24 protein-coding genes are annotated in these 23,042 nt (G+C 66.0%); 14 read left to right on the forward strand and 10 right to left on the reverse strand.

The genetic code is table 11. From position 1 onward, the window contains the following. Nucleotides 1-34: 34 nt before the first annotated feature. The 3 genes from CYD53_RS23230 to CYD53_RS23240 are packed head-to-tail and all read right to left on the reverse strand — an operon-like array spanning nt 35 to nt 2,151. Nucleotides 35-868, reverse strand: coding sequence for an enoyl-CoA hydratase family protein (locus tag CYD53_RS23230; protein WP_103720459.1), 834 nt, complete (start codon nt 866-868; stop codon nt 35-37). Beyond that, entirely contained in the window at nt 865-1,392 is a 528-nt protein-coding gene (locus CYD53_RS23235; protein WP_103720460.1) for a MarR family winged helix-turn-helix transcriptional regulator, read from the reverse strand. Before CYD53_RS23235 ends, CYD53_RS23230 begins: the two co-directional genes overlap by 4 nt. Nucleotides 1,393-1,395: 3 nt before the next feature. Beyond that, a complete protein-coding gene (locus CYD53_RS23240; protein WP_103720461.1) occupies nt 1,396-2,151 on the reverse strand; it encodes an SDR family NAD(P)-dependent oxidoreductase in 756 nt (251 codons plus the stop codon). Between the two features lie 229 nt (nt 2,152-2,380). On the opposite strand from CYD53_RS23240, the gene CYD53_RS23245 reads away from it, so the two are divergent. From CYD53_RS23245 to CYD53_RS30930, 4 genes are all read left to right on the forward strand, one after another. Continuing rightward, nucleotides 2,381-4,705 carry a bifunctional salicylyl-CoA 5-hydroxylase/oxidoreductase gene (locus tag CYD53_RS23245; RefSeq protein ID WP_103720501.1) on the forward strand — a complete coding sequence of 775 codons (2,325 nt, stop codon included), beginning with the start codon at nt 2,381-2,383 and terminating at the stop codon, nt 4,703-4,705. 108 nt (nt 4,706-4,813) lie between these two features. Next, nucleotides 4,814-5,149: a hypothetical protein gene (locus tag CYD53_RS30020; protein ID WP_146055986.1), complete on the forward strand. Its 336-nt coding sequence runs from the start codon at nt 4,814-4,816 to the stop codon at nt 5,147-5,149. Between the two features lie 172 nt (nt 5,150-5,321). Beyond that, a complete protein-coding gene (locus CYD53_RS23255; RefSeq protein WP_103720463.1) occupies nt 5,322-6,269 on the forward strand; it encodes a ring-cleaving dioxygenase in 948 nt (315 codons plus the stop codon). 720 nt (nt 6,270-6,989) lie between these two features. Further along, nucleotides 6,990-7,691, forward strand: a complete 702-nt coding sequence (locus tag CYD53_RS30930) for a DUF2778 domain-containing protein (protein WP_425428336.1) — start codon at nt 6,990-6,992, stop codon at nt 7,689-7,691. A gap of 14 nt (nt 7,692-7,705) precedes the next feature. On the opposite strand, the gene topA is transcribed toward CYD53_RS30930, so the two are convergent. Further along, nucleotides 7,706-10,399 (reverse strand): type I DNA topoisomerase, encoded by a 2,694-nt coding sequence (gene topA, locus CYD53_RS23265; RefSeq protein ID WP_103720464.1) that lies wholly within the window; start codon nt 10,397-10,399, stop codon nt 7,706-7,708. A gap of 230 nt (nt 10,400-10,629) precedes the next feature. On the opposite strand from topA, the gene panB reads away from it, so the two are divergent. From panB to dprA, 6 genes are all read left to right on the forward strand, one after another. After that, entirely contained in the window at nt 10,630-11,451 is an 822-nt protein-coding gene (gene panB, locus CYD53_RS23270; protein WP_103720465.1) for a 3-methyl-2-oxobutanoate hydroxymethyltransferase, read from the forward strand. A gap of 82 nt (nt 11,452-11,533) precedes the next feature. Next, nucleotides 11,534-12,478 (forward strand): aspartate carbamoyltransferase catalytic subunit, encoded by a 945-nt coding sequence (locus CYD53_RS23275; RefSeq protein ID WP_103720466.1) that lies wholly within the window; start codon nt 11,534-11,536, stop codon nt 12,476-12,478. Between the two features lie 5 nt (nt 12,479-12,483). Next, nucleotides 12,484-12,726 (forward strand): hypothetical protein, encoded by a 243-nt coding sequence (locus tag CYD53_RS23280; protein ID WP_103720467.1) that lies wholly within the window; start codon nt 12,484-12,486, stop codon nt 12,724-12,726. Continuing rightward, nucleotides 12,719-14,023 carry a dihydroorotase gene (gene pyrC / locus CYD53_RS23285; protein WP_103720468.1) on the forward strand — a complete coding sequence of 435 codons (1,305 nt, stop codon included), beginning with the start codon at nt 12,719-12,721 and terminating at the stop codon, nt 14,021-14,023. Before CYD53_RS23280 ends, pyrC begins: the two co-directional genes overlap by 8 nt. 33 nt (nt 14,024-14,056) lie before the next feature. Then, a complete protein-coding gene (plsY, locus tag CYD53_RS23290; RefSeq protein ID WP_245928389.1) occupies nt 14,057-14,680 on the forward strand; it encodes a glycerol-3-phosphate 1-O-acyltransferase PlsY in 624 nt (207 codons plus the stop codon). Between the two features lie 6 nt (nt 14,681-14,686). Next, nucleotides 14,687-15,895 carry a DNA-processing protein DprA gene (gene dprA, locus CYD53_RS23295; RefSeq protein WP_103720469.1) on the forward strand — a complete coding sequence of 403 codons (1,209 nt, stop codon included), beginning with the start codon at nt 14,687-14,689 and terminating at the stop codon, nt 15,893-15,895. A 26-nt stretch (nt 15,896-15,921) separates the two neighbouring features. Here the strand turns inward: dprA and CYD53_RS23300 are convergent, their stop codons facing one another. The 3 genes from CYD53_RS23300 to CYD53_RS23305 form a co-directional block, all read right to left on the reverse strand. Next, the gene (locus tag CYD53_RS23300) at nt 15,922-16,128 is read right to left on the reverse strand and encodes a hypothetical protein (RefSeq protein WP_103720470.1); all 207 of its coding nucleotides are present in this window, start codon (nt 16,126-16,128) and stop codon (nt 15,922-15,924) included. Nucleotides 16,129-16,180: 52 nt separating this feature from the next. After that, entirely contained in the window at nt 16,181-16,393 is a 213-nt protein-coding gene (locus CYD53_RS30025) for a hypothetical protein (protein ID WP_146055987.1), read from the reverse strand. Between the two features lie 157 nt (nt 16,394-16,550). Continuing rightward, complete coding sequence (locus CYD53_RS23305) at nt 16,551-17,474, reverse strand: AEC family transporter (RefSeq protein ID WP_103720471.1); 924 nt, start codon at nt 17,472-17,474, stop codon at nt 16,551-16,553. Between the two features lie 267 nt (nt 17,475-17,741). On the opposite strand from CYD53_RS23305, the gene CYD53_RS23310 reads away from it, so the two are divergent. Beyond that, nucleotides 17,742-18,188, forward strand: a complete 447-nt coding sequence (locus CYD53_RS23310) for a hypothetical protein (protein ID WP_103720504.1) — start codon at nt 17,742-17,744, stop codon at nt 18,186-18,188. Between the two features lie 56 nt (nt 18,189-18,244). Beyond that, complete coding sequence (locus CYD53_RS23315) at nt 18,245-18,607, forward strand: hypothetical protein (protein ID WP_103720472.1); 363 nt, start codon at nt 18,245-18,247, stop codon at nt 18,605-18,607. 82 nt (nt 18,608-18,689) lie between these two features. Here the strand turns inward: CYD53_RS23315 and ruvX are convergent, their stop codons facing one another. The 3 genes from ruvX to CYD53_RS23330 all read right to left on the reverse strand — a co-directional run bounded on the left by ruvX (nt 18,690) and on the right by CYD53_RS23330 (nt 21,185). After that, nucleotides 18,690-19,214, reverse strand: a complete 525-nt coding sequence (gene ruvX / locus CYD53_RS23320; protein ID WP_103720473.1) for a Holliday junction resolvase RuvX — start codon at nt 19,212-19,214, stop codon at nt 18,690-18,692. A 54-nt stretch (nt 19,215-19,268) separates the two neighbouring features. Next, nucleotides 19,269-20,198: a tripartite tricarboxylate transporter substrate-binding protein gene (locus tag CYD53_RS23325; protein ID WP_103720474.1), complete on the reverse strand. Its 930-nt coding sequence runs from the start codon at nt 20,196-20,198 to the stop codon at nt 19,269-19,271. 231 nt (nt 20,199-20,429) lie between these two features. Further along, the gene (locus tag CYD53_RS23330) at nt 20,430-21,185 is read right to left on the reverse strand and encodes a GntR family transcriptional regulator (protein WP_245928390.1); all 756 of its coding nucleotides are present in this window, start codon (nt 21,183-21,185) and stop codon (nt 20,430-20,432) included. A gap of 90 nt (nt 21,186-21,275) precedes the next feature. Between CYD53_RS23330 and CYD53_RS23335 the strand changes: the two genes are divergently transcribed. Both CYD53_RS23335 and CYD53_RS23340 read left to right on the forward strand, forming a co-directional pair. Then, nucleotides 21,276-21,563, forward strand: coding sequence for a UxaA family hydrolase (locus CYD53_RS23335; RefSeq protein ID WP_069691299.1), 288 nt, complete (start codon nt 21,276-21,278; stop codon nt 21,561-21,563). 187 nt (nt 21,564-21,750) lie between these two features. Continuing rightward, a complete protein-coding gene (locus CYD53_RS23340; RefSeq protein WP_103720505.1) occupies nt 21,751-22,941 on the forward strand; it encodes a UxaA family hydrolase in 1,191 nt (396 codons plus the stop codon). Nucleotides 22,942-23,042: the final 101 nt, after the last annotated feature.

The raw sequence follows: 23,042 nt of genomic DNA on the forward strand, positions 1-23,042 counted from the left end.
GGGCGCCTGGCCGAGAATGCCGCTGCCCGCCATCTCAATTCCCCTCGAAGACCGGCTTCTGCTTGTTGGCGAAGGCGCGGTAGGCGCGGGCGAAATCCTCGGTCTGCATGCACAAGGCCTGCGCCACGGCCTCTGCCTCGATCGCACTCTCGACCGACATCGCCCATTCCATTTCGAGCATGCGCTTGGTCATGGCGTTGGCGAAGGTCGGCCCGTCGGCGAGCTCGGCTGCGAGCGCCTGGGCTTCGCCGAGCAGGCCCTCCTTGGTCACGAGCCGGTTGAGGAAGCCCCAGCGTTCGGCTTCCTCGCCCTTCAGCGCGCGGCCGGTGTAGAGCATTTCGGCTGCGCGGCCCTGGCCGACGATGCGCGGCAGCATCGCGCAGGCGCCCATGTCGCAGCCGGCGAGGCCGACGCGGTTGAACAGGAAGGCGATCTTGCTCTCGGCCGTGCCCAGCCGCAGATCCGAGGCCATCGCCATGATCGCGCCTGCGCCGGCGCAGATGCCGTCGATCGCGGCGATGACCGGCTGTGGGCAGGCGCGCATCGCCTTGACCAGTTCCCCGGTCATGCGGGTGAACTTCAACAGCTCCTTGGTCTCCATCGCGACCAGCGGCCCGATGATCTCGAAGACATCGCCGCCCGAGGAGAAGTTGCCGCCGGCGCCGGTGACGACGATCGCCTTGACGTCCTCTTCCTTCTGCGCGGCCAGGAAGAAATCGGTGAGCTCGCGGTAGCTTGCGAAGGTCAGCGGATTCTTCTTCTCAGGCCGGTTCAGCGTCACCGTCGCGACCTTGCCCGCGACGTTCAGCTCGAAATGTACCGGCGTGAAACCCACCAGCGGCAAGGTCGTGGCGTTGGCGAGGCTCATGCCTTGTCTCCGTTGGCGCGCTGCGCGATCGCCGCATGCAGCGAGGTCTTGGTGCGGCCGAGCAACCGGAACAATTGCGTGGTCTCGGTAGGGTCGAGCCCCGCAAAAAGCTCCGCGATCCAACCCTCATGCCGCTCGGCCATCGCCTTGAAGGCCTTGCGTCCCTGCGCCGTCAGCGTCAGCACCTGCACGCGCCGGTCCTGCGCGGCGGCACGCTTGTCGACGAGCCCATCGGCCAGGAGCCCGGCGACGACGGCGGTGACGTTGCCGTTCGAGACCATCAATCGCTGCGAGACCTCGCCGACGGTCATGCCGGTGGTCGATTTCTCGAGCTGCGCCATCAGGTCGAAGCGCGGCAGTGTCGTCTTGAACTCCTCGCGCAGGCGGTTGCGGATCTCGGTCTCGATCAGGGTCGAGCAGGTCAGCAGTCTGAGCCAGAGCCGCAATTCATCCTTGTGATCGCCGGGGCGTTCGCTGGCCTTGGTCTCGCGGTCGAGCACGAGGCTGGGGGAGGGCGTTTCCATGGCCTAGAACTCCCCGCCATTGATCAGGATCGATTGTCCGGTGATGGATTGGCTGGTCGGCCCGCAGAGATAGAGCACGGCGGCGGCGACCTCTTGCGGCGCGATCAAACGCCCCTGCGGATTATCCTTCACCAATTGCGCCAGCGCCTGCTCATCCGAAAGGCTGGTCTTGGCGGTGATCGCGCTGATGCTGCCTGCGACCATGTCGGTGTCGGTGTAGCCGGGGCAGATCGCGTTGACCGTGACGCCGGCGCGTGCCGTTTCCAGCGCGAGCGAGCGCACCAGGCCGATCACGGCATGTTTGGCGGCGGCATAGGCCGAGACATAGGCATAGCCGCGATGCCCGGCGGTCGAGGCGATGGCGATCAAGCGACCATTGCGGCGCTCCAGCATGCCGGGCAGCACCGCGTGGAAGGCGTTGACCGTTCCGATCAGATTGATCTCGCTCATGCGGCGGAAGCGCTCGGCATCGCTGCGCGCGAACGGCCCGGTCTCGACTGCGCCGGCATTGGCGACGGCGATGTCGAAGGGCTGGGTTTGCGCCAAGGCGGCAGCGGCGACGGCAGTCGCTGCCTCGTCGCGGATATCGCAGGACATGAACGCGTCGGCGTCGCCGGCCTCGACCGCCTCTTGCAGAACCTTCGCGTCGCGCCCGATGATGCTGACGCGGGCGCCCTCGCGCTTCAGCGCGGCCGCAACGGCGCGGCCGATGCCGCGCCCACCGCCTGTCACCAGTGCATGCTGTCCTGCAAGACCCATCCTGAGCGATCTCCTGATAAGCCAATATATTTTAGGTCTAAAGGAATTTGCAAGCGCCGTGATCGGCTTCGAGGCAGGCCGAGAAGCTCGGTAGAAACCACGTTATACGGCTGATGCGCGTCCGATTTCACGCTTCAAGCTTGCATGAGTCGGCGAATGAAATGAGCCTCTTGAGATAAAATTATTTCAGACCTAAAATAATTTCATAGCCCATGTTTCGGAGGTCATGATGCGCATCGCGGTCGTTGGCGGCGGACCCGCCGGGCTCTATTTCGCGCTCCTGATGAAGCGCGACTGGCCGCAGCTCGATGTCACGGTCTTCGAGCGCAACCAGCCCGACGACACCTTCGGCTTCGGCGTCGTCTTCTCCGACCAGACGCTCGACACCTTCAAGGCGGCCGATGCGACAAGCTATGCCGCGATCCGCGACAATTTCGCATACTGGGACGATATCGAGATCCATTTCAAGGAGAGCGTCCACCGCGTCTCCGGCAACGGTTTCTGCGGCTGCTCGCGGCGTTCCCTGCTCATGCTGGTGCAGGCACGCGCCCGCGAACTGGGCGTCGCTCTTCGGTTCGGCGAAGAGGCCGACGATATCGAGGCGTTGAAGCGCGACTATGATCTCGTCGTCGCCGCTGACGGCATCAACAGCCGGATCCGCGAGGGGTGGCGCGAGCGCTTCCAGCCCGAGACCGACCTGCGGCCCAACATCTTCACCTGGATGGGGTCGACCCGTCCCTTCGACGCCTTCAACTTCTTCTTCAAGGAGACCGAATTCGGGCTCTTCATCGCCCATTGCTACCAATATGAGGTCGGCCGCTCGACCTGGGTGCTGGAGACCGATCCCGAGACCTTTGCCAAGGCGGGGCTCGACAGGCTGGGCGAAGCGGAATCGGCCGCCTTTCTCGAAGGTGTCTTCGCCGAGGAACTGCAGGGCCACAAGCTGATCACCAATCGCTCGCTCTGGCGGAATTTCCCGATGATCCGTTGCCGCAACTGGGTCTCGGAGAACGTCGTCCTGATCGGCGACGCCAAGGCGACGGCGCATTTCTCGATCGGCTCGGGCACCAAGCTCGCGATGGAAGACGCGATCGCCCTGCACAAGGCCTTCGGCAAGGCGCAATTGAACGTCGCTGAGGCGCTCGCATTGTTCGAACGCACGCGCCGCGAGGAGGTCGAGAAGACCCAGCACGCGGCCGACGTCTCGCTGGTCTGGTTCGAACAGCTGCGCCGCTTCTGGGACTTCGACCCGCTGCGTTTCGCCTTCGGCCTGATGACGCGCTCCAAGGCGATCACCTATGACAATCTGGCCCTGCGCGCGCCGGGCTTCGTCGCGGCGATCGACAGGCTGGTCGCTGAGGAACTCGGCCCGCTTGCCCGCACCCGCAAGGATGGCGCGCCCGTGCCGCCGGCCTTCCAGCCGCTCAAGCTGCGCGAGATGCAGGTCGAGAACCGCATGGTGCTCTCGCCGATGTGCCAGTATTCGGCGCAAGATGGCCTGCCCAACGACTGGCACCTGATGCATTACGGCTCGCGCGCCATCGGCGGCCCCGGGCTGATCTTCACCGAGATGACCTGCGTGGCGGCCGATGCGCGCATCACGCCGGGCTGCGCCGGCCTCTATACCGACGCGCAGGAAGCCGCCTGGGCCCGGATCGTCGACTTCGTCCATGCCAATTCGGCGGCGAAGATCTGCCTCCAGCTCGGCCATGCTGGACGCAAGGGCGCGACCAGATTGATGTGGGAGGGCATGGACCGGCCGCTTGAGGAGGGCGCCTGGCCGATCATCTCGGCCTCGCCCTTGCCCTACTATCCGGAGAGCCAGACCCCGCGCGAGATGAGCCGCGCCGACATGGACCGGGTGAAGGCCGAGTTCGTGCAGGCCGCCGAGCGCGGCGAGCGCGCCGGCTTCGACATGCTGGAGCTGCACTGTGCCCATGGCTATCTGTTGGCGAGCTTCCTCTCGCCGCTGACCAATCACCGGGCGGATGCGTATGGCGGCTCGGTCGAGAATCGCCTGCGCTATCCGCTCGAGGTCTTCCGCGCCCTGCGCGAAGCCTGGCCGCTGGAGAAGCCGATGTCGGTGCGCATCTCCGCGACCGACTGGAAGGCGGGCGGCGTAACCCCGCAGGACATGATCGCGATCTCCACGGCCTTTGCGGAGGAGGGCTGCGACCTCGTCGACGTCTCGACCGGGCAGACCGTCAATGACAGCCGCCCGATCTATGGCCGCATGTTCCAGACGCCGTTCTCCGACCAGATCCGCAACGAGGCTCGCGTCGCGACCATGTGCGTCGGCAACATCACATCGGCCGATCAGGTCAACACCATCATCGCTTCAGGCCGCGCCGACCTCGTCGCGCTCGGCCGGCCGCATCTGGCCGATCCCTCCTTCGTGCTGCGCGCCGCGGCCTGGTACGGCGTCGATATCGCCCAGCCGGTGCAATACCAGCCCGGCAAGGACCAGCTCATGCGCAACACCCCGCGCGAGCGCGAGGAAAGCGAGGCGCTGAAGCTCAAGGCCAAACCGAGCCGCCACGCGGTCTCGATCTAATCAAGAGAGCCGAGCCGCCACGCGGTCTCGGCTTGAAGCCAGGCGGGGGGAACATCCAGCGCACCCGCCTGTTTCTTGAGCATCACAGTCCCAGCCAGAAGGACCGACATGCTCGCAACCACCCGTTTGCTCGTCGCCGCGCTAGCCGTCGTGACTTGCTCTTTCGCCGCGCTCGCCCAAGGGACGGTCACACCGCCGCAATCGCCCTCGGCCGTCGCACCGCAATCCAACAGTGGGCTCGGCCCGGTGACGACCCATCCCTCGCAGGTCGACAAGGGCCAGAACATGATCCTGCCATCGGCGGGGAGTTCCGGACAGTCAGCCGCGCCGACCATGGTCTATGATTGCAAGGCCAAGCCGCAGGACTGCACGACGCCCGCGACGCCTGCCGACAAGGCTACGGCTCCGCAAATCTCCGCTCCACCTGCGACCACGACTCCGTAGCGCAGCAGAATTCGCTTGCGCATGTGCGTGTCGACGGGGGCGTCTCCGCCAATTGATTGCGTGGATGCAAAGTTGAGATTGGGCGATCGGGGCTTCCGCTGGCGGCGGGGGGCGCTATCTCCAGCGCAGACAGCGGGCCGATCCGGCCTTGCGCCCAATCATGAGGTTCCCGATGAAGCTCACCGGCATTCACCACGTCACCGCCATCTCGGCCGATGCGCCGGGCAACCGCCGCTTCTATGCCGAGGCGCTCGGCATGCGGCTCGTCAAGAAGACGGTGAACCAGGACGACACCTCGGCCTATCACCTGTTCTATGCCGATGGTGCCGGCTCGCCTGGATCGGACCTGACCTTTTTCGACTGGCCTGCCTCACCGGCCCGGCGCGGAACGCATTCGATCAGCCGCACCTCCTTGCGTGTCGCCGATGAGGCGTCGCTGGAATGGTGGCGCGAGCGTCTGACCAAGGCCGGCGTCGAGGTTTCAGCCATCCGCGCGGTCAATGGCCGCCCAGCCGTCGATTTCGAGGATCCGGAAGGCCAGCGCCTGACATTGCTCGCAGATGGCGGCGAGATCCCCTTCGTCGTCTGGGAGAAGAGCCCGGTTCCCGCCGAGCATCAGATTCGCGGGCTCGGGCCCGTCACCATCTCGGTGCCGAAGCTCGAGCGCACCGAGGTCGTGCTGACCCAGCTTCTCGGACTGGAGCGTATCGCGTCCTATCGCGACGCGGCCCATGCCAGCGGCGAAATCCATGTCTTCAAGATCGGCGAGGGTGGTCCGGCTGCCGAGCTGCATGTTGCGGTCGAACCCGATGCGCCGCAGGCGCGCGAAGGGGCCGGCGGCGTGCATCACCTCGCGTTGCGCACGCCGACCTTTGCCGATTACGACGCCTGGGCGGAGCGGCTCACGGCGGCCGGCTATCCCAATAGCGGCAAGGTCGACCGCTTCTACTTCCGCTCGCTTTATCTGCGCGAGCCGAACGGCATCCTGATCGAGATCGCCACTGACGAGCCCGGCTTCTCCGCCGATGAGCCGGCCGAGACGATGGGTGAGACACTCGCTCTGCCGCCCTTCCTGGAGCCGAAGCGGGCGCAGATCGAGGCCGGGCTGAAGCCGCTCTGAGCGGCTGGGAGCGTTTCGACGCGGCAATCTATGAGGCGCGGCGGGCCGGATCGGTCCGCCGCGTTTTTTTGTCGCAAATTGCCGCGTGGGATTCACCGGCAATTAACCACGCAGGATTTTACTGAACTCAGTTGAGTTGCTGGCTTCCCTGCATGGACGATCAGCGCCTGTCTCGGCCGATGCTCCTGTTCGAGCGCGGCGGAGAGCCGGTCGCTTCGGGTTTCGTTCGCTAGGGCAGGCGGCGTGTTGCGTTGTTGAGTTGAGAGCGCCGCCCCCATGTCGGACCAAGGCTACAGGCCGCGTGCAGTCAGGTTGCGCTCTCGCGCCCGGCTGCGCCGCAAGGTGTTGCTCCAGCTTGCCTTCGTTGCGGCCACCACCGCACTTGGTTTCCTTGCGATGGATGGATCGCAGGACCGACCGGCGACCCATGAAGCGGCGAGGTCCGTTCTGACGGCGGCAGCGTCGCTGCAAAATACAGAGACAGCAAGGGTTTACCGCGATCTCCTGAACTCCGAATTCAAGCTTGGCCCTGCGCCCACTACGCTCGGTGGGAGCGCGCCGCTCGATGCGGGCTTCCACGTCAACGCGCCGTTGCAGACGGCTTCGCTTGCACCGGCAATCCTGCCGCCGCCGGCTGTTTCGGCCTCGGCTTCCATCGTCCCGCGTGACGTGGACACGACCGGAAGCATCGCGCCTACAGCCCTTCCTTCGGCCGGGTCGGTGACGGAAATTCTCAAGACCCCTGCAGCGCCCAGGCTCGTCCCCGGCGCGCCGCTGCCGATCGCGCGGCCCTCGGCGCTCAAGCTCCCGGAGAGCCGCGAGCCGCCGGCCATCGTGCTGCGCCAGCCGGCGCACCGGCCCAAAGTCGCCGCCGCGCCTGCGCAGGCGCCGGACAACCGTTCGTTCTTCGAAAAATTCTTCGGCGTCCCGCCGCAGCCGGCCGGTCCCGCTCTCGCCTATGCCGCGCCTGAGGATGATGTCGTCGACCGTTCACGCGGACGCCGGCTCAGCCCCGGCACGGCGCCGGCCATCAGCGCGGCGCAGGCGACGGCGATCTACGACATCAGCGCGCGCACGGTCTACATGCCCAATGGCGATCGGCTGGAGGCGCATTCTGGTCTCGGCGACAAGCTGGACGACCCTCGTTTCGCCCATGTCCGGATGCAGGGCGTCACGCCGCCGCATACCTATGATCTGACCGAGCGCGAGGCACTGTTCCATGGCGTGCGGGCGCTGCGCCTGAACCCCGTCGGCGGCAGCGGCGCGATCCATGGCCGCGCCGGCCTCCTGACCCACACCTATCTGCTCGGTCCCAACGGCGATTCGAATGGCTGCGTGTCGTTCAAGGACTACGACAAGTTCCTGCAGGCCTATCTACGCGGCGAAGTGAAGCGCCTGGTCGTCGTCGCCGGCAGGAGCTGAGGAGACTCCGCCCGTCAGGCCTTGGCGGCGGCCTTCGGTTTCGCTGCTGCCTTGGCGGGCGCCTTTGCCGCGGTCTTTGCCTTGGCTGCCGTCTTGGGCTTGGCCGAGGACTTCGCTGCAGCCTTGGCCGGAGCTTTCGCCTTCGCCGCAGCCTTGGGTTTCCCGCCACCCTTGACGCCGCTGGCTTCTGCCTTGGCATTGACGAGTTCGACCGCCTGTTCGAGCGTGATCGCCTCCTGCGTCATCGCCTTGGGCAGGGTCGCATTGACCTTGCCCCAGTTGACGTAAGGGCCGTATTTGCCGGCGCGGACGACGAGCTTGCCGCCGCCTGGGTGCTCGCCGAGATCGCGCCCCGGCACGGCCGCGCCGCGGCCGAAGCGGCTGCCGCCGCCGCCGTTCTCCTTGGCGACGATCAGGTCGATGGCGCGGTTGCCGCCGAGTTCGAGAATATCGTCATCCTTGTCGATATTGGCGTAGGTCTTGCCGTGCTGGACATAGGGCCCGTAGCGGCCGATGCCGACAAGGATCGGCTCGCCGCTCTCGGGATGCTGCGCGACCTCCTTGGGCAGCGCCAATAGCGCCAGGGCCTTCTCCAGCGTCACGCTGGCCGCACTCATGCCCTTGGGCAGGCTGGAGCGCTTGGGCTTCTCACCCTCGCCAAGCTGGATATAGGGCCCGAAGCGGCCATCCCGCAGCGTGACGTCGGCCTCCGTGACCGGATCCTTGCCGAGGATGCGCACGCCCGGCGCACCCTGGCCGCCTTCGGCCGTCGCTTCGCCATCAGCGGCGGAGACGGTCAGCGGCCGGGTATAGCGGCATTCCGGATAGTTCGAACAGCCGACGAAGGCGCCGAACTTGCCGAGCTTGAGCGAGAGCGTGCCGGTCCCGCAGACCTGGCAGGAGCGCGGATCGCCGCCATCCTCGCGCGCCGGGAAGACATGGGCGCCGAGCACGCCGTTCAGCGCCTCCAGCACCTCGGTGACACGCAGATCCTTGGTCTCGCCGATCGATTTGGTGAACTCTTCCCAGAATTCGCGCAGCAGCACCTTCCAGTCGATCTCGGCATTGGAGACGCGGTCGAGCTGCTCCTCGAGATTAGCCGTGAAGTCGAACTCGACATAGCGCTTGAAGAAGCTCTCCAGGAACGCCGTCACCAGCATGCCCTTGTCCTCGGGGACGAGGCGCTTCTTGTCGATGCGGACATATTCGCGGTCGCGCAGGGTCGACAGCGTCGCGGCATAGGTCGAGGGCCGGCCGATACCGAGCTCTTCCATGCGCTTGACGAGGCTGGCTTCCGAATAGCGCGGCGGCGGCTCCGTGAAGTGCTGGTCGGCCGCGATGGCGCGCTTCTCGAGCGGGTCGCCATCCTTCATCGCCGGCAGCTTCTTCGAGTCCTCGTCCTCTTCGTCGTCGCGGCTCTCCTGATAGAGCGTCAGGAAGCCGTCGAAGAGCACGACCTGGCCGGTGGCGCGCAGTTCCAGATTGCGCGCGCCGACCTTGGCGGCAATGTCGACCGTGGTGCGCTCGAGCGAGGCCGATTCCATCTGGCTGGCGATGGTGCGCTTCCAGATCAACTCGTAGAGCTTGGCCTGCTCGGGTTCGAGATGGCGCGCCACCATGGCCGGCAGGCGGCCGAGATCGGTCGGCCGGATCGCCTCATGGGCCTCCTGCGCATTCTTGGCCTTGACCGTGTATTTGCGCGGCACCTCGGGAACATAGGCGTCGCCGAACTCCTTGCCGATGACGCGCCGGGCGGCGGTGATGGCCGAGCCGTCCATGTCGACGCCGTCGGTTCGCATATAGGTGATGAGGCCGACCGTCTCGCCGCCGATGTCGACGCCCTCATAGAGCCGTTGCGCCAGTTGCATCGTCCGCGCCGGGGCGAGGCCCAGCTTGCGCGAGGCCTCCTGCTGCAAGGTCGAGGTCTGGAAGGGCGGGTAGGGGTGGCGCTTGACGGGCTTGGCCTCGACATTCGCCACGCTGAAGGCGGCGGTCTCCAGCGCCGCCTTGAAGGCGCGCGCCTCGTCGCCCGTGCCGATGTCGAGCCGGGTGATCTTCTTGCCGTCGGCGCCGACGAGCCGCGCGTCGAAGACGCCGCCCGCGCTGGTGGCGAGCGTGGCCACCAGCGACCAGTATTCGCGTGCCCGGAACGCCTCGATCTCGCGCTCGCGGTCGCAGACGATGCGCAGCGCCACCGACTGGACGCGGCCGGCCGAGCGCGCGCCGGGCAATTTGCGCCAGAGTACGGGGGAGAGGGTGAAGCCGACGAGATAGTCGAGCGCCCGGCGCGCCAGATAGGCATCGACCAGCGCCTGGTCGACCTGGCGCGGATTGGCGAGCGCCTTCTGCACTGCGTCCTTGGTCACGGCGTTGAAGGTGACGCGCTCGACGGGAATGCCCTTGAGCGCCCGCTTGGCGTTGAGCGCTTCCAGCACATGCCAGGAGATGGCCTCGCCCTCGCGGTCCGGGTCGGTTGCAAGGATCAGCTTGTCGGCGCCTTTCAGCGCCTTGACGATCTCGGCGACCTGCTTGGCGCCGCGCCCCTCGATCTCCCACTTCATCGCGAAGTCCTGCTCGGGCTCGACGGAGCCGTCCTTGGCGGGCAGGTCGCGGATATGCCCGAACGAGGCGATGACCTCGTAATCCGAGCCGAGATATTTGTTGATCGTCTTGGCCTTGGCCGGCGACTCGACGACGAGGAGCTTCATGGTGCGTTTCAGTCTCAATGGGCAAAGGACGGGGCCGGGCAAAGCACAGGGAAAGCACGTTATGTGCCTGCCTGGCGATGCTTGGCGCAGGGCGCGTTGATAGCGGTTCGGAATGGCGCGCGAAAGTGGTTCACGCCGTTGTCTCTGTCAAACGCCGATTATGCTTTGCCCGGATGGGTGGAGGCCTTACCGGGGGCGCTGGCGTTCGACGACGATGAGCGGAGGATATCGTGTCTGTACACAGCTTGATCAAGCGCCGGACCGCGCAGGACATCCAGGCGCGCAAATCCGGCGAGCCGATCGTCTCCCTGACCGCCTATACCGCCGCGATGGCTGGCATCGTCGACGAGGTCGCCGATTTCATCCTGGTCGGCGATTCGCTCGGCATGGTGGTCTACGGCTTGGACAGCACCGTTCCGGTGACGCTGGAGATGATGATCCTGCATGGCCAGGCCGTGATGCGCGCGACGCGCCAGGCCCTCATCGTGGTCGATATGCCCTTCGGCAGCTATGAGGAAAGCCGCGAACAGGCCCTGCGCAGCGCCGCTCGCATCCTCAAGGAGACCGGCTGCGGCGCGGTCAAGCTCGAAGGCGGCGCGCGCATGGCCGACACGATCCGCTTCCTGGTCGAGCGCGGCGTGCCGGTGATGGGCCATGTCGGTCTGACGCCGCAGGCGGTCAATACGCTCGGCGGCTTCAAGGCACAGGGCCGCAGCAAGGTCGAGTGGCCGGCCATTCTCGCAGATGCCGAGGCGGTCGCGCAGGCGGGCGCCTTTGCGATGGTGGTCGAAGCCGTCGCCGAACCGCTGGCCGTGCAGATCACCGAAGGGGTCGCCATCCCGACCATCGGCATCGGCGCGTCCATGGCTTGCGATGGCCAGATCCTCGTCCTCGACGACATGCTCGGCCTGACCGGGCGCGTGCCGAAATTCGTGAAAACCTATGGCAACCTTGCCGCTGAGGTGAGGCGGGCGGTCTCGACCTATGCCGAGGAGGTCAAGGCACGCCGGTTCCCGGGACAGGAGCATGTCTATGCGTTGAAGGCCGAGTGAGACGCAGCTCGGGAAAAAGGCGGGCGCGGCCGCAGCCGTGCCTTGCGCAGGTCACGACTCGCGCCTAAACACCCTGCTTCAAATGACATCGCCAGCACCGCTCTATCCGCACCGCCACCTCCTCGGCATCGAGGGGTTGTCCCATCTGGACATCGAGGCGCTGTTGGACAGGGCCGAGACCTATGTCGCGCTCTCCCGGCAGGTCGAAAAGAAGACGGCAACCCTGCGCGGCCGCACCCAGATCAACCTGTTCTTCGAGCCCTCGACCCGGACGCAGGCCTCTTTCGAGCTTGCCGGCAAGCGGCTCGGCGCCGACGTCATGAACATGTCGGTCGCCTCCTCTTCGGTGAAGAAGGGCGAGACGCTGATCGACACCGCCGCGACGCTGAACGCGATGCGGCCCGATATCCTGGTGGTGCGCCATCATGCGGCCGGCGCGGTCAATCTCTTGGCCCGCAAGGTCGATTGCTCGGTGGTCAATGCCGGGGATGGCGCACATGAGCACCCGACACAGGCGCTTCTCGACGCGCTCACCATCCGCCGCAACAAGGGCCGCATCGCCGGGCTGACGGTGGCGATCTGCGGCGATATCCTGCATTCGCGCGTCGCCCGCTCCAACATCATCCTGTTGAACGCGCTTGGCGCGAAAGTCCGCCTGATCGCACCCTCGACCCTGCTGCCTGCCGGCATCGAGCGCATGGGCGTCACGGTCTTCACCGACATGAAGAAGGGCTTGGAAGGCGCTGACATCGTGATGATGCTGCGCCTGCAGCTCGAACGCATGCATGGCGCGTTCGTGCCGTCTCCAAAGGAGTATTTCCGCTATTACGGCCTCGATCGCGACAAGCTCGACTCTGCCCAGCCGGACGCGCTCGTGATGCATCCAGGCCCGATGAATCGCGGTGTCGAGATCTCCTCCGAGGTCGCCGATGGCGCACAGTCCTTGATCCGCGAACAGGTCGAGATGGGCGTCGCCGTCCGCATGGCCGTACTCGATGCGCTCGCCCAGCACCTGCCGAATGGCTGAGCGCAGTGGACATCGCCTTTGCCCTGCTGCTGAAGCTGATGCGCCGGGTCCGATACGTCTTCGTGGCGCTCTATCTCGTCGTCTCGGCCGGGTTTCTCTACGCCGAGCCGCGCTCGGGCTGGACCTGGTTCATCGTCGTCGCGGGCGCCGTTTTATGTCTGGCGTTCTGGGGGCTGGTGGGCTTCTGGACTTATGCTGTCGCGCACAGGCAGAGCCGTGACGGCAGGAATGGAACCGACCATGGCTGAACTTCAGGACATCGCGATCGTCAACGCCCGGCTCGTCGATCCGGCGACGGGGCGCGACGAGCGTGGTTCGCTTCTCATCCGGTCGGGCCTGATCGCGGACGTCATCTGGGGCGGCGCGCGCCCGGCCGTCGCGGAAGGCACGCAGTTGATCGATGCGGGCGGCCTGGTTCTGTCGCCGGGGCTGGTCGATCTGCGCGCCTTTCTCGGCGAGCCTGGAGCCGAATTCCGCGAAACGCTCGGCACCGGCTCGCAAGCCGCCGCTGCGGGCGGCGTCACAACGGTCGTCTGCCGGCCCGATACGGATCCGCCGATCGACGATCCCGCGATCATCGACTTCATCAAGCGCCGCGCTCGCGACAAGGCGATCGTCAATGTGCTGCCGTCGGCCGCCCTGACCAAGGGCATGCTGGGCAAGGAGATCACCGAGTTCGGCCTGTTGCTGGAAGCTGGTGCCGTGGCGTTCGGCGATGGCGCCAAGGCGGTCCGCAATCCGCAATTGCTGCGCCGGGCGATGATTTATGCCCGCGATTTCGACGCCCTGTTGATGAACCATGTCGAAGATCCCGATCTGCGCGGTTCGGGCGTCATGAACGAGGGCGAATTCGCCAGCCGCAAGGGGCTGCCGGGCATCCCTCACGAGGCCGAGACCGTGATGCTGGAGCGCGACATCCGGCTCGCGCGGGCGACCGGTTCGCGCTACCACGCGGCGATGATTTCCTGCGCGGACTCGGTCGAACTGATGCGCCGGGCCAAGGCGTCGGGACTGCGCGTCACCTGCGGCGTCTCGATCAACAACCTGACGCTGAACGAGAACGATGTCGGGGACTATCGCACCTTCTGCAAGGTCTCCCCGCCCTTGCGCCACGAGCAGGAACGCCTCGCCATGGTCGCGGCGCTGGCCGAAGGCGTCATCGACGTCGTGGTGTCCGATCATGATCCCCAGGACGTCGAGACCAAGCGCCAGCCCTTTGCGGAAGCCGCCGACGGCGCGCTCGGCATCGAGACCTTGCTGCCGGCCGCGCTGCGCATGGTCCATGCCGGGCAGATCGGCCTCGCCGCGCTGCTGGCTTCGCTCTCGGCACGACCGGCCGGTCTGCTGGGCTTAGCCGGGGGCCGGCTTGCTGTGGGCGCGCCCGCTGATCTCGCCTTGTTCGATCCCGACGCTCCCCATGTCGTCGACAAGCGCAAGCTCAAATCGCGCGCCAAGAACTCGCCCTTCGACGAGGCCAAGCTCGAAGGGCTGGTGCGCACGACGCTGGTCGCGGGCAGGGTGGTCTATCACGACGACGCGGTCTAAGCTCTTGTTGTGGGCTGAGACGAGAGGGGCGGCATGCCGGACTGGATGAATTTGGGCCTGTCATGGCCCTCTCTCTGTGCGGCCCTCGCCATCGGCTACCTTCTCGGCTCGATTCCCTTCGGGATCATCCTGACGCGGCTGTCGGGCGGGCCGGATCTCCGCAGCATCGGCTCCGGCAATATCGGCGCGACCAATGTGCTGCGCACCGGCAACAAGAAGCTCGCAGCCCTGACGCTGGCCGGAGACATGCTCAAGGGCACGGCGGCGGTGCTGCTCGGCGCCTATCTCGTCGGCGGCAAGAGCGCCGCCCTGCTCGCCGGGTTCGGAGCCTTTCTCGGCCATCTCTTCCCGGTCTGGCTGCGCTTTCGCGGCGGCAAGGGCGTCGCCACCTATCTCGGTATCCTGATCGGGCTGAAATGGCCGATTGCCGTCACTTTTGCCGCGATCTGGCTCAGCGTAGCCTATCTCAGCCGGTATTCCTCGGTCTCGGCGCTGCTGGCGAGCCTGCTGGCGCCGTTCCTGCTCTGGTTCTGGGCGCATGAATACCAGATGGCCGCCGTTATGGCGCTGCTCACCGTGCTGCTCTGGTGCATGCACCGGGAGAACATCGCGCGGCTGCTCGGCGGCCGCGAAGGCAAGATCGGCCAAAAGGACTGAACGGGCATGGCTGGCGTCGCCCTCACCGATCGCCAGCGCCTGGACTGGCTGAGGCTGATCCGCAGCGAAAGCGTCGGTCCGCGCACCTTCCGCGCCTTGATGAACCGCTTCGGCGGCGCGGCTGCGGCGCTTGAAGCCCTGCCGGATCTCGCACGGCAGTCCGGCCGGACGCTGCGGCTCTGCACGGAGGCCGAGGCCGAGCGTGAGTTCGCGGCCTTGCAGCGTCAAGGCGGCCGTTTGATCGCCCTGGGCGAGGCGGCTTATCCGAAGCCCTTGCAGGCGATCGATTCGGCGCCGCCCTTGCTGGCGGTGATCGGGGCGGCCGACGCCCTGCTGCGGCCTTGCGTCGCGCTCGTCGGCTCGCGCAACGCCTCCGCCGCCGGACAGAAATTCACAGCCAGGCTAGCGCGCGATCTTGGCGAGGCGGGTTTCGTCGTGGTCTCCGGGCTGGCGCGCGGCATCGACACCGCAGCCCATGAAGCGAGCCTCAAGACCGGAACGATCGCCGTACTGGCCGGCGGTCTCGACGAGGTCTATCCGCCTCAGAATGAGCCATTGTTCCAGCGGCTTCTGGAGACCGGTGCCGGGATCAGCGAGATGCCGATGGGCTGGGCTCCGCGCGGGCGCGACTTTCCGCGCCGCAACCGGCTCGTCTCCGGTCTGTCATTGGGAACCGTGGTGGTCGAAGCGGCCCGCAAATCGGGCTCGCTGATCACGGCGCGCTTCGCCAATGAGCAGGGCCGGCAGGTTTTTGCGGTTCCCGGTTCGCCGCTCGATCCGCGCGCCGAGGGCGGAAACCACCTGATTCGTGAGGGCGCGACGCTTTGCGCGGAAGCCGCTCACGTCATCGAGGCGCTGCTGCCGCTGGTCGAGTTCGACCAGAGGCCTGGCGGCGGAGCCGTGATGCGGGATGGCGCGGGAGAGGCTCCGCCTCAGGCGCTGTGGGACGAACTCGACCTGCCCGGGATTACGCCCGCGCCCAAGACGGAACTCCCGGCGGAGGCGGCCTGGCAGGACAAGGTCTTGCCGTCGCAGACGAGCGATCAGGGCATCAACCTGCTCGATCTGCTTGGTGCGGCGCCGATCTCGATCGACGATCTCGTTCGCGCCAGCGGCCGGTCCGCCCGCGACGTCAGCCGGGAGCTTCTGGAGCTGGAGCTTTCAGGCGCGGTTTTGCGGCAGCCAGGCGGCTTGCTGACGCGCCTGATGACCTGAGGTGAGATCCTGTGGCGCGATGGCGGTCATTGATCGGGGCGGCAACGCTCGGTGTGGTCGCTCGCCTCCAGGCGCGTCAGTTCAAGGAAATAGACCAGATGCCGCAGATCGGCGGCGCGCGCCATCGTGCCGAGTTCGATGAGCGGCAATTCGATATAGTGCGCGACCTCGAACTGGAGCTGGCGCTGCTCGGCGACGCAGCCATCGATCGCGCCTGCCCGCGCAGCCGCCATGGCGGCTCGAGCTTTACGGCTCTTGCGCGGATGGCTTCCAGGAAGGGCTTGGCTAGGTTCGGCGCGTCATGTCCAGGAAATAGGCCAGGGTCTGCATATCGGCGGATTTGGCCATCCGGAGCAGTTCCGCGCTCATGCGCTCGATGTAGAGCAGGGTCGCCTGCTGCAATTCGGAGAGCTGCAGCTCTTCGGCGAGCATAGCGTGGGGCGAGGCGGAAGCGGCGGAGCGCGCTCTGCCGTGCACGGCGGTGCCGGAGCGTGGCAAGGTCGATCGTCCTCGCGGTATCATGGGTCTGAACCTCCGTGACCATACGCGCGATGTCGCGCGCGATATGGATTCCTCCATATGCTCGTCGCCCTATAAAAACGCAATCAATGCGTGTAGAATTGAAGACGCATATCCTGAATGCAGCAGAAGCCGCTCAGGTGAGGATGAGTACCGCCAGCGGCAGGGTGCCGAGCGCAAGCAAGGTCTGCATCGTCGTGATCTCGGCCATCAGCGGCGCATCACCGCCGAGATCGCGCGCCAGGAAATAGGCGGCCGTGGCGGTCGGGACGGCGGCGGCGACCACCGTCATCGTCAGGGCGGGGCCCGAGACGCCGAGCTGCCGCGCGAGCGTCCAGGCCAGCACCGGCATGACGACAAGCTTGAGTGCAATGGCCAGGCCATGAGCGAGGCGGGGCTTGGCGAGGCGGCTCAGATCGAGCCCGGCCCCGACCACCAGCAGCCCGATGCCGAGCGCCGCGCGGCCCAGGATGTCGAAATAGGTTGTGACCGCGACCGGGAGCAGCCACTGCAGCTGGTTGAGGATCAGCCCCAGCGCCGACGACCAGATGAAAGGGTTGAGCGCGACCGAGCGCACCGTTGCGCCTGGGCTCATCGGTAGCCCGTTGGCGTAGCGCGCCAGCACGACCACGCACAGCACGTTCAGCAGCGGGATCATCGCCGCTACCGCGATCGCCATCATCGTCGCGCCGTCGCGTCCCAGGAGCCCGGAGGCGAGCGCCAGACCCACAAAGGTATTCCAGCGCACCGAGCCCTGGAAGATCGAGGTGAAGGCCGGCCCCTCGATCCCGAGACGCTGCAGCAGGGGGCGGCTCAACAGAAGAGCCGCTGCGACGCAGAGTATGGTCAGGATCAGGCTCAGGCCCATCGCCAGCACGGGCAGGCGGCTCAGATCGGCGAGGGCCAAGGTATGGATCACGACCGCTGGGAACAGCACCTGGTAGGTCAGGCGCTCGACGCCGCTCCAATGCGTCGCCGTGACGAAGCCCGCAGTCTTGAGGCTCCATCCCGTTGCGATCACCAGGAAGACGGCGACGAGGCTGTTGATCATCGGGCTCATGTCGCGGGCGGATCCAGGTGACGGCAGCCGGTCACGGCGGGCTGGCGCGCCCGGAATCGGAACAAGCGGCCGAGACGCTCGTTGTTGAGACCGAGAGCATCGTCAAGGCGGGCCATTCTCCTGTCATGGCGATGAGGCCCGGACAAGGGCGCAGAGGAATGGGCGGCCTGCTGTCGCCGCAATACTGCCGCGATTGGTTCAGGCCGTGTTCAATCCGGCGAGGGCATCTTGTGGATGCTGCTGCTGACCACCTCAGGAGATACCGACATGGCTTCCAAGAGGACTGTCTTGATCGCGGGCGTGACAGCTGCGGCTATCGCAGGTGCAGGGCTCGTGACGCCTGCCTTCGCAAGCGAGACACGACCGCGGGTCGATGCGCAGAGGCTCGACGCAGCCCCGGCCGAGTACAGCTATTATCGCGGCTATCGTCGCGGTTGGCATGGCGGGCGCGGTGCGGCCGTCGCCGGCGCGGTCGGCCTTGGTGTTCTCGGCGCGGCGGCGATCGCCGCGAGCCGCCCGGCCTATGCCGATCCCTATTACGGCTATGACGACGGCTACACCGTTTATGCCCCGCGTCCCCAAGTCTATTACGAGCCGGCGCCGGTCTATGAGGCGCCGGTCTACGCTCCGCGCTATCGCTACTATCAAGGCGGCTACGACTCGGGCTATCGCTCCCGTAACGGAACGGTCGACCCGTCTCGCGGCGGTCGTTGACACACAGGCAGGCCCGGCCGGAAAGACCGGGGTGCCGAGATGATTTGGGGAATTCGATGTCTTACGATCGCAAGGCGATATGGCTTTGCCTTGGCCTCGTCGTGTCCGCCATTGGCGGGGTCGGGTCGGCCTCGGCCCAGTATTATCGCGGCTATGACCGCGATCCCGATTATGATCGGCGCGACCGCTACGAGCGCAGGGATCGTTATGACCGGCGCGATGATTATCGCCGCGATGATCGCGGTGGCTACGATCAGGGCCGGCGCGGCTATGATCAAGGTCCCGGAGCACGTCCCGGTCCGGGCCGGGGCAACAGCAACCCTCTCGCCGGCATGAGCCTTGAGGACCAGAAGCGCGCCATCAAGAACCAGCGCGAGGCCGAGAAGAAGCTGATCAAGCGCGGGCTTCTCGGGCAGTGAATCAGGCTCTTGAGCCCGCCTAGAGCCTTGTTTTATCGCTTTTTATTCACGCGAACCGGTGTCCACTTCGCTCGAAAATGCTCTAACGCGCCGCGTCGGCTCCATCCGTCGCGGCGTCGTCATGTCCGCTATCCTCCGGTTCCATGCGCATCAACCGGTCGAGCGCGCCCTGCAGGATGTAGGCGGCAGCCATCTTGTCGACGACCTCGGCCCGCTTGGCGCGCGAGGCGTCGGCGAACAGCAAGGTGCGGGTGACGGCCATGGTCGACATGCGCTCGTCCCAATAGGCGACCGGCAGCGGTGTGAGTGGCGCCAGATTGCGCACGAAAGCGCGTGTCGACTGAACGCGTGGCCCTTCCGAGCCGTCCATGTTGAGCGGCAGGCCGATGATCAGCCCCGCGACGGCATGGCTCTGCGCGATCTTGAGCAGGGCCGCCGCATCGAGCCCGAACTTGACCCGGCGGATCGTCTCCAAAGGCGTCGCGATCTGCCGTTCGACATCGGACAAGGCCAGCCCGATCGTCTTGGTGCCGAGATCGAGCCCGAGCAGTCGGGCATGGTCGGGCAGGTCCAGGAAGGTTTCGAGCGGCACGACATTGCTAGACATGCCACGGCCGGTAGCACGCGCCGCCCATCGAGGCGAGCGGCGCGTTCTATCCGCTCAGTTCACATTCTGCGGCGTGACGCCGGCCGCCTGCAGTGAGGCCGCCCATTTTGCGATCTCCGCATTGAAGCGCTTCGCATGCGCCTCGCGCGACCAGTCGCTTTCCGGGAAAACCTGGGTGCCGGCCGATTTGAAGCGCTCGAGCACGATGGGGTCCTTGAGCGCCGCCCTGAGCGCGCCGTTGAGCTTGTCGAGCACAGGAGCGGGCGTGCCCTTAGGGGCGTAGAGTCCGTGCCAGATCGTCATTTCGAGGTCGGTGCCGCTCTCGCGCGCCGTCGGCGTGTTCGGCAGGACATCGAGGCGCTGGGGCGAGGTGACGGCATAGGCGCGGATCTTGTCGCCCTGGATCTGCGGCACGGCCGTGGTCGACTGGTCGCAAAGCAGATCGACCTGTCCGGAGACGAGATCGTTCATCGCCGGTCCAGTGCCGCGATAGGCGACCTGCGCGAACTTCACGCCGAGCGCCTGGCTCAGCAGCACGGCGCAGAGATGCGCGTTCGAGCCGATGCCGGCATGGGCAATCGTCAGCTTCTCGGCCTGGAGCTTGGCATAGGGAAAGAACGCCTTGCCATCGACCGGCGGCAAGGCGAGCTTGCCTGCAAGCACCATCGGCCCGGCATTGATAAGGCCGACCGGTGCGAAGGCCGTGCGTGTGTCATAGACCAGATTGCCGTAGAGCGCCGGCGCCGCGGCGAGGGCGAGATGGTGGATCAGCAGCGTATGTCCATCCGGCTCTGCCGCCGCGAGGCGTCGCGCTCCTGCCGTGCCGCCGGCGCCGGCGACGTTCTCGACGAGGATCTGCTGACCGAGCGTGCGCCCCATATGGTCGCCGACCAGGCGGGCGATGACGTCGCTTGGTCCCCCGGCGGCGAAGGGTACGATCAGGGCGATCGGCTTGCTGGGAAAACCTTGCGCCCATGCCGGCATGGCAAGTCCCAGTGCCAGCAGGCCCGCGAGAGCCAGGCCGATTTTTGATCCAATCGGATCGTTCCATCGCCCTCGCGCTTTGTTTTGTCGCGCTCCCTTCACGCGAACGGGTGTCCACTTCGCTCGAAAACGTTCGAGGCGTCTAATGATGTTCGCTGGCATCCATTTCCTCCGGTTTTGAAACCGCTCTGCGGCGGCTTGGTGGGAAAGCAAGCGATCTGACCCGGCGCGTCAGCGCAGGTCGGACAGGTAGTGGGCCTCCTTGGTCAGGCAGATGCTCAGGCGTCGCTCGACCGGCGAGCCATCGAGCGAAAAGGCGATGCGGTCGATCCGCAGGGCGGGCGTGCCGACGGGGGCTGCGAGCACGTCGGCCTCATCGGCGTCGAGCGCCACGGCCTTCAGGCGCTCCCGCGCATTGGCGATCGTCACGCCGTAGCGGGCAGCGAACAGGCTGTAGAGATTATTGGGGATCGGCCCCGTCTCCAGCCCCGGAAAGACGCGCTGCGGCAAGGTCAGCGTCTCCAGAATAATGGGTACGGCATCGAGCGACCGCAGTCGGCGGATGCGGATGACATCCGTTTCGCTGTCGAGGTCCAGCGCCACGCACTCGGCTTCATCAGCCTTGCCGGTCTCCACTCCCAACACGGTGCTGTCGGGAAAGCGCCGCTCGCCATCGTCATGAACCAGCTTGAAGAACTGGAACAGGATGCGTCGCTCGTCATGCTCGGCGACGAAGGTGCCGCGGCCCTGCCTGCGTACCAGCAGGTTCTCGGCAGCGAGCTCGTCGAGCGCTTTGCGTACCGTACCCTGGCTGACGCCGATCTCGGTGGCGAGCTGGCCTTCGCTGGGCAGGCTTTCGCCCGGCGCCCAGACGCCATCCACGAGCCGCCTGACGAAGATCGCCTTGACCTGCCGGTAGAGCGGCCGGAACCCGAGCGGCTCGGCTGTACCGGCGACGCTGCGCCCGGGATTTTCTGTCTTGTGCACACTCATATGTCTTATATAAGACTTGACCTCATCGAGGTCGAGTGCCGATTTGCCGGACCGATCTCGCGTCATCCCCCGGAGGAGCCCCGAATGAGCAAGCCCCATCTCCTGGTCCATGAAAAGAAGGACACCGTCGGCGTCGTCGTCGTCGAAGGCCTCAAGGCCGGCACGGACATGCTCGGCGTCGTCACTCACGACAATTCCGATTTTCGCCTGACCGCCAAGATGGACATCCCGATCGGCCACAAGGTCGCGCTCAAGGACATCAAGGCGGGCGATACGATCTGGAAATACGGCCAGGACATCGGCAAGGCCGTCGCCGATGTGAAGCGGGGCGAGCATCTGCACGTCCACAACGCCAAGACCAAGCGTTGGTGAGACCAAGCGTTGGTGAAACAAACCCGCGCAAAGGCCTGAAAAGAATCAGCAATGGGCTCCCGGCAAGGTCGAGCCCGCCATCAATGGAGGAAACACCATGTCGATCGTCGCCAATTTCGATCTCGTGAAGGGCAAGCTCGGGCGGATCAAGGGCCGCAAGATCGAGGCGCCCGAATTCAAGGCCCCGATGGTCCGGCGTCCGACTGGTCGCAGCCTCGATGCCTTCCATGGCTGGCGTCGTGAGAATGGCCGCGTCGGCGTGCGCAACCATGTGCTGCTGCTGCCGCTCGATGACCTCTCGAACGCTGCCTGCGAGGCTGTCGCCAACAACATCAAGGGCACGCTGGCGATCCCGCACGCCTATGGCCGCCTCCAGTTCGGCGAGGACCTCGACATCCATTTCCGCACCCTGATCGGCACCGGTGCGAATCCCAACGTCGCCGCCGTGGTCGTGATCGGCATCGAGGATGGTTGGACCAAGCGCGTCGTCGACGGCATCGCCGCCACCGGCAAGCCGGTCGTCGGTTTCGGCATCGAGGGCCATGGCGACATCGCCACCATCGCCAAGGCCTCCTATGTCGCCAAGGAGTTCGTGCAGTGGGCGAGCGAATTGCAGCGCGAGAAATGCGGCATCGAGGAACTCTGGATCTCGACCAAATGCGGCGAGTCCGACACGACGACGGGGCTCTCCTCCTGCCCGACGGTCGGCAACATGTATGACAAATGGATTCCGCGCGGCATCCATGGCGTTTTCGGCGAAACCTCGGAGATCACCGGCGCCGAGCATCTCTGCAAGGCGAGGGCTGCGACGCCCGAGGTCGGCGAGCGCTGGTACAAGATGTGGAAGGCCTATCAGGACGACGTCATCGAGGCCCACAAGACCGACGATCTTTCGGATTCACAGCCGACCAAGGGCAACATCGCCGGCGGCCTGACCACGATCGAGGAGAAGGCGCTCGGCAATCTCGAGAAGATCGGTCGCGAGTGCAAATACATCGACATCCTGCAACCGGCCGAGGCGCCGTCGAAGGGGCCAGGCCTCTACTATATGGACACCTCATCGGCCGCGGCCGAATGCGTGACGCTGATGGCGGCCGGCGGCTATGTCGTGCACACCTTCCCGACCGGGCAGGGCAACGTCATCGGCAATCCGATCGTCCCGGTCATCAAGATCACCGGTAACCCCAAGACGATGCGCACCATGCCCGAGCATATCGACGTCGACGTCTCCGGCATCCTGCGCCGCGACCTCACCATCCCCCAGGCGGGCGATGCACTGATCCAGAACATCGTGCGCACCGCCAATGGCCGCCTGACCGCGTCCGAAGCATTGGGGCATCGCGAATTCTCGATGACCAAGCTCTACCGCTCGGCCTGAGCTGCTGCTATCAGCCGGAGCGGCGACGCGAGCCGTCGCTTCGGCCCTGTATTTGCTGAAACCATCTGCCGAAGCCATCTCGACCAGACGAGTCGGAGCCG

Origin of the sequence: Allobosea psychrotolerans (genome assembly GCF_002917105.1) — a bacterium.
GTDB lineage: Bacteria > Pseudomonadota > Alphaproteobacteria > Rhizobiales > Beijerinckiaceae > Allobosea > Allobosea psychrotolerans.

What these genes read in the sequence shown, in the direction of transcription:
- CYD53_RS23230 (WP_103720459.1), bottom strand. Translation starts at nt 868, where the DNA reads ATGAGCCTCGCCAACGCCACGACCTTGCCGCTGGTGGGTTTCACGCCG.
- CYD53_RS23235 (WP_103720460.1), bottom strand. Translation starts at nt 1,392, where the DNA reads ATGGAAACGCCCTCCCCCAGCCTCGTGCTCGACCGCGAGACCAAGGCC.
- CYD53_RS23240 (WP_103720461.1), bottom strand. Translation starts at nt 2,151, where the DNA reads ATGGGTCTTGCAGGACAGCATGCACTGGTGACAGGCGGTGGGCGCGGC.
- CYD53_RS23245 (WP_103720501.1), top strand. Translation starts at nt 2,381, where the DNA reads ATGCGCATCGCGGTCGTTGGCGGCGGACCCGCCGGGCTCTATTTCGCG.
- CYD53_RS30020 (WP_146055986.1), top strand. Translation starts at nt 4,814, where the DNA reads ATGCTCGCAACCACCCGTTTGCTCGTCGCCGCGCTAGCCGTCGTGACT.
- CYD53_RS23255 (WP_103720463.1), top strand. Translation starts at nt 5,322, where the DNA reads ATGAAGCTCACCGGCATTCACCACGTCACCGCCATCTCGGCCGATGCG.
- topA (WP_103720464.1), bottom strand. Translation starts at nt 10,399, where the DNA reads ATGAAGCTCCTCGTCGTCGAGTCGCCGGCCAAGGCCAAGACGATCAAC.
- CYD53_RS23275 (WP_103720466.1), top strand. Translation starts at nt 11,534, where the DNA reads ATGACATCGCCAGCACCGCTCTATCCGCACCGCCACCTCCTCGGCATC.
- pyrC (WP_103720468.1), top strand. Translation starts at nt 12,719, where the DNA reads ATGGCTGAACTTCAGGACATCGCGATCGTCAACGCCCGGCTCGTCGAT.
- plsY (WP_245928389.1), top strand. Translation starts at nt 14,057, where the DNA reads ATGCCGGACTGGATGAATTTGGGCCTGTCATGGCCCTCTCTCTGTGCG.
- dprA (WP_103720469.1), top strand. Translation starts at nt 14,687, where the DNA reads ATGGCTGGCGTCGCCCTCACCGATCGCCAGCGCCTGGACTGGCTGAGG.
- CYD53_RS23300 (WP_103720470.1), bottom strand. Translation starts at nt 16,128, where the DNA reads ATGGCGGCTGCGCGGGCAGGCGCGATCGATGGCTGCGTCGCCGAGCAG.
- CYD53_RS23305 (WP_103720471.1), bottom strand. Translation starts at nt 17,474, where the DNA reads ATGAGCCCGATGATCAACAGCCTCGTCGCCGTCTTCCTGGTGATCGCA.
- CYD53_RS23310 (WP_103720504.1), top strand. Translation starts at nt 17,742, where the DNA reads ATGGCTTCCAAGAGGACTGTCTTGATCGCGGGCGTGACAGCTGCGGCT.
- CYD53_RS23315 (WP_103720472.1), top strand. Translation starts at nt 18,245, where the DNA reads ATGTCTTACGATCGCAAGGCGATATGGCTTTGCCTTGGCCTCGTCGTG.
- ruvX (WP_103720473.1), bottom strand. Translation starts at nt 19,214, where the DNA reads ATGTCTAGCAATGTCGTGCCGCTCGAAACCTTCCTGGACCTGCCCGAC.
- CYD53_RS23325 (WP_103720474.1), bottom strand. Translation starts at nt 20,198, where the DNA reads ATGCCGGCATGGGCGCAAGGTTTTCCCAGCAAGCCGATCGCCCTGATC.
- CYD53_RS23335 (WP_069691299.1), top strand. Translation starts at nt 21,276, where the DNA reads ATGAGCAAGCCCCATCTCCTGGTCCATGAAAAGAAGGACACCGTCGGC.
- CYD53_RS23340 (WP_103720505.1), top strand. Translation starts at nt 21,751, where the DNA reads ATGGTCCGGCGTCCGACTGGTCGCAGCCTCGATGCCTTCCATGGCTGG.